Genomic DNA, 11,935 nt, shown 5'->3' with positions numbered 1-11,935 from the left:
AGCTGCCCCTCGGGGACGATAGACGGCGCCCCGATCGGGGCGCCGTTTTTTTGCCGTTCGTTTCATTGCCGTTCAGGCCGGACTGGCGGCGTCCTTTATCTGCTGTTCCGTCGCGCGCCGGGCTGCTGCTGCGGCATATTTCTGGGCGATAACGGCACAGACCATCAGCTGAATCTGGTGGAACAGCATCAGGGGAAGCACGATTGCACCGATCGACTGGCCGGCGAAGATGACGTTTGCCATCGGCACGCCGCTCGCCAGGCTCTTCTTCGAGCCGCAGAAGGTGATGGTGATCTCGTCGGCCTTGTCGAAGCCCAGCCAGCGGCTGCCGAACATCGTCAAAGCAAGGACGAGTGCCAGAAGCACGATATCGGCGACGATGACAACGGCGATGTCGGCGATCGAGAAGGTATGCCACAGTCCCTCGATGACGGCCGTGCTGAAAGCGAGATAGACCACCATCAGAATCGAGCCGCGGTCAACCGGCATCAGGACCTTCTTCTTTGCGCGAAGCCAATTGCCGATCCAGGGCTGCAGGATTTGGCCGACGATAAAGGGTGCAAGCAGCTGCAGCAGGATCTGCTGAAGCGCGTCGAAGGAGAAGCCGCCATGGCCGCCGACGGAGAAGAGCAGGCCGACCAGCAGCGGCGTCAGGAACATGCCGAAAATGTTGGAGGCCGAGGCAGCGCAGATTGCGGCGGGCACGTTGCCGCCCGCCATCGAGGTAAAGGCGATCGACGACTGTACCGTCGACGGCAGCACGCAAAGGAAGAGGATGCCGAGGTAAAGCGGCTTCGGCAGAACGGTGTCGGGGATGAAGCCGAGCCCGAGGCCGAGCAGCGGGAAGATGCCGAATGTCGTCAGCAGGATAGCGAGATGCAGCCGCCAGTGCAGCAGGCCTGATATGACGACATCACGCGATAGGCGAGCGCCGTGCAGGAAAAACAGCAAGGCGATGGCAAGATCGGTGGCGATGCCGAAATAATCCGCAAAACTCCCGCTCGCCGGAATCAATGAGGCGAGAACGACGGTGCAGACCAGCAGGATCGTGAACGTATCGGGCAGAAGGCGGCGCATGGCGGTCTCGCGACAACAATATTCGTCATTGTTCTGTCGCCCATTATGATACAGGATGCAAGGAATAACAGTTATCGAGATATTGGATTACCTATGCTGGATCTCTCGCAGTTGCGCAGCTTCGTCGCCGTCGAACAGATGGGCAGCTTCACGCTTGCCGCGGATAGGCTGGGCCTCGGGCAATCGACTGTCAGCCAGCACATTCAGCGCCTGGAGGCGGCCCTCGGACGCAAGCTGCTCGCGCGCGATACGCACAAGGTCCTGCTGACCGGCGACGGCGAGGCGCTGCTTTCGCATGCGCGCGCCATGCTCTCGATCGAGGGGCAGGTGCAGGCGCTCTTCAAGAGTAACAGCTTGCGCGGCAGCCTGCGGCTCGGCGTGTCGGAGGATTTCGTCACCAGTCAGCTGCCGGCGGTGCTGGAGGATTTCGTTCGTTCGCATCCGTCCGTCGACCTGGAGCTGACGGTGGCGCTTTCAGGCGTGCTTTATGAGATGCAGGACAATGGCGAAATCGATCTGGTACTCGCCAAGCGCCGGCTGGGGGATGCGCGCGGAAAACTCGTCTATCGCGAGCCGCTCGTCTGGCTGGCCCGCGATCCTGATCGAGTGCTCGCCTCCGGCCCGCTGCCACTGATTGCCTTTCCGCCGCCAAGCGTCACGCGGGTGATCGCTCTGGAAGCGCTCGGGCGAAACCGTGTGCCGTGGCGGATCGTCTGCACTTGCGGCAGTCTGAGCGGGCTGACGGCAGCAGCGCGGGCGGGAATGGGCGTGCTGGTGCAGCCGCGCAGCATGGCTCCATCAGGACTGAAAGAGATCGCTTCGGGAAAATTGCCGGTGCTCGAGGATGTGGAATTCGTATTGGTGCCGCGCAAGGGTGCGGATCAGGCGCTGGTGTCGGCGCTTTCCGACGATATTCTGCAAAAGGTGAGGGGGCTGAGGACGGCTTGAGTCATCCCTGTCACGGAGCAGCCCGCCCGCGATGCCCGCCTTGCCAGTCGACGATCAGGCGGCCAGGCACCTCAGGAAACCATCCACGTCCGCTTCCGTCGTCGCGAAGCTGGTGACGAGGCGGATCAGAGTTTCGCCTTCGGAAACGAGTTCCGACGTCGCCGCCGGCACCGGCCACTCGTAAAACTTCGCGCCTTTTTCCTCCGCGGTTTTTGCAGCACCCTTGCTGATGACGGCAAAGACCTCGTTGGAAGCGGTCGGCCAGGCGAGGCGGGCGGCATTGCTGGCGCCGATACCGGCGCGCAGACGGTCGGCCATGGCGTTCGAATGGCGGGCGAGATCGAGCCAGAGGCCGTTTTCGAAATAGGCGTCGAACTGTGCGGCGATGAAACGCGACTTGGAGAAGAGCTGGGCGGCGCGCTTGCGGATGAAAGGCATTTCCCGAGCCCGCTCCTGATCGAAAATGACGATCGCTTCCGCACACCAGCAGCCGTTCTTCGTGCCGCCGAAGGACAGCATGTCGACGCCGCGTTTCCAGGTCATCTCAGCCGGGGTGGCGCCGAGCGCGACCAGTGCATTGGCGAAGCGGGCGCCGTCCATGTGCAGCGGCAGATTGCGCCTGGCAGATATGGCGGCGATCTCGCCGATCTCAGGCAGGGAATAGACGGTGCCGATTTCGGTCGCCTGAGTGATGGTCACGGCACTGGCCCGGCCATGATGGACGGCGTCTTCGGGAAAGCCAGCGATTTTGGCCGAAAGCTTCGCCGGATCGATCTTGCCGGCTTCGCCGTCAACGGCAACGAGGCGGGCGGAGCCCGAGAAAAATTCCGGAGCCCCGCATTCATCCTCGATTACATGGGCTTCCGAATGGCAGAAGGTGATGCCGCCGGGGCGTTGAACACTCGCCAGCGACAAGGAATTGGCAGCCGTCCCGGTTGCGACGAAGAAAACCGCGACCTCACGCTCGAAGATTTCGGAGAAACGAGCCTCGACCTTCCTGTCGAGATCACCGGCGCCGTAGGCGGCAGCAAAGCCGCCCGATGCCGCCAGCAGACGCTCGGCAATGGATTTATGGGCGCCAGCCCAATTGTCTGAAGCAAAGAACATGGGAAACCGTGGCAGGAAAGGTTGGCGGGTTTGCAGCGGACATTACGCCAAAGCTTCACGGGATCAAGGTCGCCACTGGCGATACATCACAAAATTTGAACTGCGCAATCAATGAAAAAAATACGTCACTGATCGGTAATTTTATTTCCCTTGAGCGACCGATCCGGTAATCTTCCTTCGCAAATTGACGGTTTTTAACACGACGCTCTTGCGGAGCCCCATGGTTTCTGGCATAGAACGGATGAATTAGGACAGTGTTGCTGTCCTATTTTGGCCCTTGCGGCCGAAGAGGCGCCGAAAGCCCTGGCACGGGCCGGCTTTCACGCTATAGTTCTTCCGAGCGCCGACTTTCGTGGGTGGCGCGCGGAGGCGAATGGCAGGCGCGGAACGCGACGGTTTGCTTTCCTTTAAGCAGATGTCTGCGGCCGATCTTCACAATGCAACAGCGCTGTCACGTGCCGAACCTATTTTTCAGGTCGCGGCACAGGACGAAAAGCCGCCCGCGGCCCGCGGGCTTCGACAGGAGGAAAGACGATGACGAAGACGCCATCCATAGAATTTGACCGGGTTGCTGCTGCAGAGGTGCGCGCAACGGTCAATGCGTCCAAATCCGCCTCCGGCCTGCCGAAGAGACAGGGCCTCTACGATCCCCGCAACGAGCATGATGCCTGCGGCGTAGGTTTCGTCGCGCATATGAAGGGCGAAAAGTCGCACCAGATCGTCAAGGACGGTCTCTTCATCCTCGAGAACCTGACGCATCGCGGCGCCGTCGGCGCCGATCCGCTGATGGGCGATGGCGCCGGTATCCTGGTGCAGATCCCGGACCGGTTCTTCCGCGAAGAAATGGCCGCGCAGGGCATTACCCTGCCGCCGGTCGGTGAATATGGCGTCGGCCATATCTTCATGCCGCGCGACGAAAAGCAGATCGAGCACTTCAAGAAGGTGATCAAGGACGTCATCGTCGAGGAAGGGCAGGTCTTCATCGGTTTCCGCGACGTGCCTGTCGACAATTCCTCGCTCTCCAAGGCACCTGATATCGCCGCGACCGAGCCGCATCACGTGCAGGTCTTCATCGGCGCCGGTGAAGATGCCGAAAATAACGATGAGTTCGAGCGGCGGCTGTTCACGCTGCGCAAGGTCATCTCCAACCGCATCTATGACGAGTTCGACGGCGAGGAGAGCAATTTTTATCCGGTATCGCTTTCGTCGGCGACCGTGGTCTACAAGGGCATGTTCCTCGCCTATCAGGTCGGCGCCTATTATAAGGATCTGTCGGACCCGCGTTTCGAAAGCGCGGTCGCCCTGGTGCATCAGCGCTTTTCGACCAACACCTTCCCGTCGTGGAAGCTCGCGCACCCCTATCGCATGGTCGCCCACAACGGTGAGATCAACACGCTACGCGGCAACGTCAACTGGATGGCGGCCCGTCAAGCCTCGGTCTCCTCGCCGCTGTTCGGCGAAGATATCTCCAAGCTCTGGCCGATTTCCTATGAGGGGCAATCAGACACGGCCTGCTTCGACAACGCGCTCGAATTCCTGGTGCGCGGCGGCTATTCGCTGGCGCATGCGGTGATGATGCTGATACCAGAAGCCTGGGCAGGCAACCAGTCGATGGCGGCTGAACGCAAGGCCTTCTACGAATATCATGCGGCCCTGATGGAGCCTTGGGACGGGCCGGCTGCCGTCGCCTTCACCGACGGCAAACAGATCGGCGCCACACTCGACCGCAACGGCCTGCGGCCAGCGCGCTATCTCGTGACCGATGATGACCGCGTCATCATGGCGTCAGAGGCCGGCGTTCTGCCGGTTCCGGAGGAGAGAATCATCCAGAAGTGGCGCCTGCAGCCGGGCAAGATGCTGCTGATCGACATGGAAGAAGGGCGCATCATCTCCGATGACGAGGTGAAGTCGAAGCTTGCAACGGCGCATCCCTATCGCAGCTGGCTCGATCGCACCCAGCTCATCCTCGAAGAGCTGAAGCCGGTAGAGCCCCGGGCGCTGCGTCGTGACGTGTCGCTGCTCGACCGCCAGCAGGCCTTCGGCTACACGACCGAGGACACCCGCATCCTGATGTCGCCGATGGCGACGACCGGTCAGGAAGCGATCGGCTCGATGGGCACGGATACGCCGATCTCGGCGATGTCGGAAAAGCCGAAGCTGCTCTATACCTATTTCAAGCAGAACTTTGCGCAGGTGACGAACCCGCCGATCGATCCGATCCGCGAGGAGCTCGTCATGAGCCTGGTTTCCTTCATCGGCCCGCGTCCGAACATCCTCGACCATGAGGGCATGGCAAACGCCAAGCGTCTCGAAGTGCGCCAGCCGATCCTGACCAACGGCGATCTCGAAAAAATCCGCTCGATTGGCCATACGGAAGACCGTTTCGACACCAAGACGCTCGATTTCACCTATGACATCGAGCGCGGTGCGGCCGGCATGCCCGAGATGCTCGACCGGCTCTGCGAGCGTGCCGAGGCGGCCGTCAAGGGCGGCTACAACATCATCGTGCTCTCCGACCGCCAGATCGGGCCTGATAGGATCGCTATTCCGGCACTGCTCGCAACGGCTGCCGTCCATCATCACCTGATCCGCAAGGGGCTTCGTACCTCGGTCGGTCTCGTCGTCGAGACCGGGGAACCTCGCGAAGTGCATCATTTCTGCCTGCTCGCCGGCTATGGCGCCGAGGCGATCAACCCCTATCTCGCCTTCGACACGCTGCTCGACATGCATGCCAAGGGCGAGTTCCCGAAGGAAGTGGATGCCTCCGAAATCGTCTACCGCTACATCAAGGCAGTCGGCAAAGGCATCCTCAAGGTCATGTCGAAGATGGGCATCTCGACCTACCAGTCCTATTGCGGCGCCCAGATCTTCGATGCGATCGGCCTTTCGTCGGAACTGGTCGACAAGTATTTCTTCGGCACCGCGACGATGATCGAAGGCATCGGTCTGGAAGCGATCGCCGAGGAGACCGTCGCACGCCATAAGGCGGCCTTCGGCAAGGATCCGCTGCTGGCGACTACGCTCGATATCGGCGGCGAATATGCCTACCGCATGCGCGGCGAAAGCCATGCCTGGACGCCGGATGCAGTTGCCGCCCTGCAGCATGCCGTGCGCGGCAATGCCGAGGACCGCTACCGCGAATTCGCCGAGATGGTGAACAATTCGGCTTTGCGCATGAACACGATCCGCGGGCTCTTCAAGATCAAGAGCGCCGAGGCACTCGGCCGCAAGCCGGTGTCGATCGACGAGGTCGAGCCGGCGGCCGATATCGTCAAGCGTTTCTCGACGGGGGCAATGTCCTTCGGCTCGATCTCCCGCGAGGCGCATACAACGCTGGCGATCGCCATGAACCGGATCGGCGGCAAGTCGAACACCGGTGAGGGCGGCGAGGAATCCGACCGCTACATGCCGTTGCCGGACGGTTCGATGAACCCGGAACGGTCGGCGATCAAGCAGATCGCATCTGGCCGCTTCGGCGTCACCACCGAATATCTCGTCAATGCCGACGTATTGCAGATCAAGGTGGCGCAGGGCGCCAAGCCCGGCGAAGGCGGCCAGCTGCCGGGTCACAAGGTTGACGCGACCGTTGCCAAGACCCGCCACTCGACGCCGGGCGTCGGCCTGATCTCGCCGCCGCCGCACCACGACATCTATTCGATCGAGGATCTGGCGCAGCTGATCTACGATCTGAAGAACGTCAACCCGACGTCCGACGTCTCGGTCAAGCTCGTCTCGGAAGTCGGCGTCGGCACGGTTGCCGCGGGCGTCGCCAAGGCGCGCGCCGACCACATCACGGTCGCCGGTTTCGACGGCGGCACGGGCGCCTCGCCGCTGACCTCGCTCAAGCATGCCGGCAGCCCTTGGGAAATCGGTCTTGCCGAAACCCAGCAGACGCTGGTGCTGAACGGTCTGCGTTCGCGCGTTGCGCTGCAGGTGGACGGCGGTCTCAAGACTGGCCGCGACGTCATCGTCGGGGCACTGCTTGGCGCCGACGAGTTCGGCTTTGCCACCGCGCCGCTGATCGCGGCCGGTTGCATCATGATGCGCAAGTGCCATCTCAACACCTGTCCGGTAGGCGTAGCGACGCAGGATCCGGTGCTGCGCAAGCGCTTCAAGGGCACGCCGGAGCACGTCATCAACTACTTCTTCTTCGTTGCCAACGAAGTGCGCGAAATTCTCGCCTCACTCGGCTTCACCCGGCTCGACGAGATCATCGGCGCATCGGAGCTCCTGGAGAAGGACGAGATGCTGGCGCACTGGAAGGCTAGGGGTCTCGACTTCAGCCGCATCTTCCACAAGGTCGACGCCGCCAAGGAGGAAACCTTCTGGACGAGCCGGCAGCAGCATCCGATCGACGATATTCTCGATCGCGCACTGATCGAGCAGGCGCAGCCGGCGCTGACTGCCAAGACGCCCGTTGCCTTCGAGGTAGGTATCAAGAACGTCGACCGTTCGGCCGGCGCGATGCTCTCCGGCGAGGTCGCCAAGCGTTACGGCCATCGTGGCCTGAAGGAAGACACGGTCAACGTGACGCTTCGCGGCACGGCGGGACAGAGCTTCGGCGCCTTCCTGGCGCGTGGCGTCACCTTCAACCTTATCGGCGACGGCAACGACTATGTCGGCAAGGGCCTCTCAGGCGGCAAGATCATCATCCGGCCGCCGGAGAACTCGCGGATCGTGGCTGAGAACTCTATCATCGTCGGCAACACCGTGCTTTACGGCGCAACCGAAGGCGAATGCTATTTCCGCGGCGTGGCCGGCGAACGTTTCGCCGTCCGCAACTCGGGTGCGATCGCCATCGTCGAGGGCGTCGGCGACCATGGCTGCGAATACATGACCGGCGGTGTCGTGGTCGTGCTCGGCGCCACGGGCCGCAACTTCGCGGCCGGCATGTCCGGCGGTGTCGCTTACGTGCTCGATGAAACCGGCGATTTCGCCAGCCGCTGCAACATGGCGATGGTCGAGCTCGAGCCGGTGCCGGAAGAGGACGACATGCTGGAGAAGCTGCATCATCACGGCGGCGATCTCATGCACAAGGGACGCGTCGATGTCTCGGGCGACATGACGCGCCATGACGAGGAGCGCCTCTACCAGCTAATCTCCAACCATCTGCACTACACGGGCTCCGCCCGCGCCAAGCAGATCCTCGATAACTGGGCCGACTACCGTCCGAAGTTCCGCAAGGTCATGCCGGTCGAATACCGTCGTGCGCTCGAGGAAATGGAACGCAGCCGGATGGGCATCGCCGCGGAGTAATTGCGCCGGGACATCGGCCGCCTGCCGAACGCAGATCGCCGATGTCGGAAAACTTCTCGATGACCCGTGACGATCGTGCCGGCGACAGGCCGTCCACATCGCCCGGATGTTTCAGGGGATTTGTTCCGATGACGGTAAAGACAAGCAACCCGCCCGGGATACCGGGACTGACGACAGACAACTGGCCGCGGGTGAGGCGGTCATGAGGGTAAGGGACGAAGAAATGGGTAAGGTAACAGGATTTCTGGAAATCGACCGGCAGGTGGCGAAGTACCAGCCGGCGTCGGATCGCATCCGTCATTTCCGCGAGTTCACGATCCCGATGTCGGACCCGGAAGTGCAGAAACAGGCGGCGCGCTGCATGGACTGTGGCATCCCTTATTGTCACGGCCCCACCGGCTGCCCGGTTCACAACCAGATTCCTGACTGGAACGACCTTGTTTACAACAACAACTGGGAAGCGGCGATCCAGAACCTGCATTCGACCAACAACTTCCCGGAGTTCACCGGCCGCGTCTGCCCCGCGCCTTGCGAGGAAGCTTGCACGCTGAATCTCGAGGATGCGCCGGTCGCGATCAAGACCGTCGAACAGGCGATCGCCGACAAGGCCTATGAGCTCGGCTTCATTCGACCGCAGCCGGCCACCGTTCATACCGGCAAGAAGGTTGCCGTTATCGGCTCCGGCCCCGCAGGCATGGCGGCAGCCCAGCAGCTCGGCCGCGCCGGTCACGAGGTGCATGTCTATGAGCGTGAAACCAAGCCGGGCGGCCTGCTGCGCTACGGCATTCCGGATTTCAAGATGGAGAAGAACTTCATCGACCGCCGCGTCGAGCAGATGAAGGGCGAGGGCGTCACTTTCCATTGCGGCGTCAATGTCGGTGTCGATGTCAAGGTCGAACAGCTGTTGGCCGATCACGATGCCGTCCTTTACTGCGGCGGCTCGGAGACGCCGCGCGAGGCTGGCATCCCGGGTACCGATCTCGCGGGCGTGCATGATGCCATGCCCTATCTGGTGCAGCAGAACCGCCGCGTCGGACGCGAGAATATCGACAGCGTCGGCTGGCCGTCGGATCCGATTCTTGCCGGCGCCAAACACGTCGTTGTCGTTGGCGGCGGCGATACGGCTTCCGACTGTGTCGGCACGGCCTTCCGTCAGGGCGCCGTCAAGGTCACCCAGCTCGACATCCGGCCGCAGCCGCCGGAGAAGGAAGACAAGCTTGCCGTCTGGCCTTTCTGGGCGACGAAGATGCGCACCTCCTCCTCCCAGGCCGAGGGCGCTGTGCGCGAGTTTCAAGTGGCGACGCTCGAATTCATCGGCGAGGATGGTGTGCTGACGGGCGTCAAATGCTGCGAGGTCGACGAGCGGCGGCGGCCGATTGCAGGCACCGAGTTCGTCATCCGCGCCGATCTCGCCTTCATCGCCATCGGATTCCGCGGTCCGTTCACAACAAGCGTGCTCCAGGAGCTCGAGGGCAAGCTGACGCTAAACACCGACAAGCGCGGCTCGACCAATGTCGTCGCGAATGATCGCGACTACAAAACGTCGATCGAGAAGCTCTGGACCGCGGGCGACGTGCGCCGCGGCCAGTCGCTGGTGGTCTGGGCGATCCGAGAAGGCCGCCAGGCGGCACGCGCGATCGACGAAGCCTTGATGGGCTCGACTGTCCTGCCGAACTGATCGGGGCCTGATGGGCCTAAGATAAACGAGCTCCGCCCTCCCGGCGGAGTTTTTATTGCAGGCGGCCTGCGCCTCGCTTCTCTCCAACATGCACTGTCGAGGCGGCTCGACTGGCCTTCCTCCAGAAACGACACGTCCGACGAGAAAACACGACTGACTGCAGCGCTGATGTGACCAGCGCTTCCTTCATGCGGATGCTGAAGCAGCAGTTGCAGGATGCGGTCGCGGCCGAAGGCGAGAGCGGCAAAGCTCACGACATGCTGGCTCCACTCGAAGCGGCACGCTCACCGTCTCCGATCCGACTCCGGGTGTGTCGGTTGGCGCCTGGAATGTCGATGATGCCGATGAGGCGGACACTGAAAACAAGGTCGGCAAGGCGATCGACGTCAGCGGCTGGAGCGACTTCCTCGATGCACATCTGGAGCGCAGCAGCGCCGGCGCCTTCGTCTGGGAGAATGGCAGCTATGTCGACCGGACGAATGGCAGCAACGCCTTCTTCGGCGTGATTGGTTCGAACCATCATAATCTGAGCTGGCTACAGGCGACGGAAAGGGAAAGGGCGTCGGACAGTCTCACTCTGCCTTTTTCATTTCACGGAGACTTCGGCCGGCGTCTTGGCCGCCGGCATGCGGTAGTCGTCGACGCGTCCGACAGGCGCCGGGCTCATCTCACCCTGCTCGACCAGAAGATCGCGCGGCGATTTCGTCAGTGTCACAGGTGGCGGCCTTGAGCCGAGAAGCTCGGTGCCGCCATCGAGATTGGGATCGGAGAGGCTGATCGGCACGGTGTGTTCAACCGGATTGGTGGGAAGGCCGAGACCAGGCAGGTTGCTTTCGTCAAGGCGCACGAGGTCCGGGCTTGCCTGGGTGCCGAGAATGCGGCGGGCGGGCTTTTCCACGTAAAAGGCAAGCTTGCGCCGGCCGGCCTGGGTCAGATTGACGCCATCGGAGGTGCGCAAGCGCACCTGCTGGCCATTCACGTCAGAACCGGTAACGATGAAGTTGCCGTTTTCATCGACGAAGCCATCCCAGATGTCCACGAATTCGCCGCCAATGCTCTCGACCTGGTTACGATAGAGCTGGTTCATTTGGACGGCATCGGCTGTCATCTGATCGGATTCGAAGGCGGGAAGACCGACCCACAGCAGCGGAATCTTGCGGCTGGTGACTTCCTTGCCGAAAGAAAGGACACGGCGGCGATATTCGGCAAACCAGCCATCGGTGCGGAACTTCTCCTTGGCAGTATCGGTCACCATCTGCTGGCGGTCATTGGCGCCGATCATGACGACGACCATTGCCGGTTTCAGCTCGTCGATCATCTTCGGCAGCTGTTCCGGCCAGTCGTAATAATCGTCGCGAACGAGACCTGAGGAGACGTTCCCGCGAGCTTCGACCACAACACCCGGTGAGGTTTCGAAGGCGGCGGTCAGTCCGTCGCCGAGACCGCTGGCAAGGAAATCACCGACGATCAGGATCTTTCGGGCGTCGCCAAGCTTCTGCACAACCGGCTCTTCCTGCACGGGCGGTCGCGCAGGCGATGCGGTGCGAGCGTTGATCACTGCCTTCTGCGCCGGTGGGCGCTTGCGCTGCTGGCGTCTTGGCTGCTGGACATCAGGGGCCGGCGGCGGCGCGTCGTCGAGATAGCGACGGCCAAGAAAGAAATCGAGGATCGAGCGACGCTGGTAACGCTGCTCCTGGGCTTCGGCACGCACCGGCGCAAGCGTGCCGAGGCATAGCGCAACCGCTGTCAAGGTGAACACCAGCCAGCGGATATTACGGGTCCAATCAGTTTTCGTCATAGGCAGTTCCGCATCTGCCGGCACCTTGCACACAGGGTAGGCCAGCGTCCACTCCCGCTTATAATTTAGGT

6 protein-coding genes and 1 pseudogene are annotated in these 11,935 nt (G+C 62.1%); 4 read left to right on the top strand and 3 right to left on the bottom strand.

What is annotated here, in order from left to right:
* Window positions 1-72: 72 nt before the first annotated feature.
* Entirely contained in the window at window positions 73-1,077 is a 1,005-nt protein-coding gene (locus FFR93_RS22905; RefSeq protein WP_138394885.1) for a bile acid:sodium symporter family protein, read from the bottom strand.
* A gap of 93 nt (window positions 1,078-1,170) precedes the next feature.
* On the opposite strand from FFR93_RS22905, the gene FFR93_RS22900 reads away from it, so the two are divergent.
* The gene (locus FFR93_RS22900; RefSeq protein WP_064712187.1) at window positions 1,171-2,025 is read left to right on the top strand and encodes a LysR substrate-binding domain-containing protein; all 855 of its coding nucleotides are present in this window, start codon (window positions 1,171-1,173) and stop codon (window positions 2,023-2,025) included.
* 54 nt (window positions 2,026-2,079) lie between these two features.
* Here FFR93_RS22900 and FFR93_RS22895 read toward each other — a convergent pair whose 3' ends face one another.
* Complete coding sequence (locus FFR93_RS22895) at window positions 2,080-3,132, bottom strand: low specificity L-threonine aldolase (protein ID WP_064708728.1); 1,053 nt, start codon at window positions 3,130-3,132, stop codon at window positions 2,080-2,082.
* A 534-nt stretch (window positions 3,133-3,666) separates the two neighbouring features.
* Here FFR93_RS22895 and gltB point away from each other — a divergent pair.
* The 3 genes and pseudogenes from gltB to FFR93_RS41580 form a co-directional block, all read left to right on the top strand.
* Complete coding sequence (gene gltB, locus FFR93_RS22890) at window positions 3,667-8,388, top strand: glutamate synthase large subunit (RefSeq protein ID WP_138394884.1); 4,722 nt, start codon at window positions 3,667-3,669, stop codon at window positions 8,386-8,388.
* A gap of 223 nt (window positions 8,389-8,611) precedes the next feature.
* Window positions 8,612-10,066: a glutamate synthase subunit beta gene (locus FFR93_RS22885; RefSeq protein WP_138394883.1), complete on the top strand. Its 1,455-nt coding sequence runs from the start codon at window positions 8,612-8,614 to the stop codon at window positions 10,064-10,066.
* Window positions 10,067-10,085: 19 nt separating this feature from the next.
* Window positions 10,086-10,619, top strand: a pseudogene (locus FFR93_RS41580) (hypothetical protein); the annotation flags it as partial.
* 33 nt (window positions 10,620-10,652) lie between these two features.
* Here FFR93_RS41580 and FFR93_RS22875 read toward each other — a convergent pair.
* Window positions 10,653-11,888: a DUF459 domain-containing protein gene (locus FFR93_RS22875; protein WP_171049240.1), complete on the bottom strand. Its 1,236-nt coding sequence runs from the start codon at window positions 11,886-11,888 to the stop codon at window positions 10,653-10,655.
* Between the last annotated feature and the right edge of the window lie 47 nt (window positions 11,889-11,935).

This window comes from Rhizobium sp. MHM7A (genome assembly GCF_005862215.1).
Classification (GTDB): Bacteria; Pseudomonadota; Alphaproteobacteria; order Rhizobiales; family Rhizobiaceae; genus Rhizobium; species Rhizobium bangladeshense.
Note: the sequence above shows the minus strand (reverse complement) of the source record. Positions and strands in the feature narration are given on the sequence as shown.

Bases quoted from the DNA above. Each gene is read 5' to 3' on its own strand.
- FFR93_RS22905 (WP_138394885.1), bottom strand. From the start codon at position 1,077: ATGCGCCGCCTTCTGCCCGATACGTTCACGATCCTGCTGGTCTGCACC.
- FFR93_RS22900 (WP_064712187.1), top strand. From the start codon at position 1,171: ATGCTGGATCTCTCGCAGTTGCGCAGCTTCGTCGCCGTCGAACAGATG.
- FFR93_RS22895 (WP_064708728.1), bottom strand. From the start codon at position 3,132: ATGTTCTTTGCTTCAGACAATTGGGCTGGCGCCCATAAATCCATTGCC.
- gltB (WP_138394884.1), top strand. From the start codon at position 3,667: ATGACGAAGACGCCATCCATAGAATTTGACCGGGTTGCTGCTGCAGAG.
- FFR93_RS22885 (WP_138394883.1), top strand. From the start codon at position 8,612: ATGGGTAAGGTAACAGGATTTCTGGAAATCGACCGGCAGGTGGCGAAG.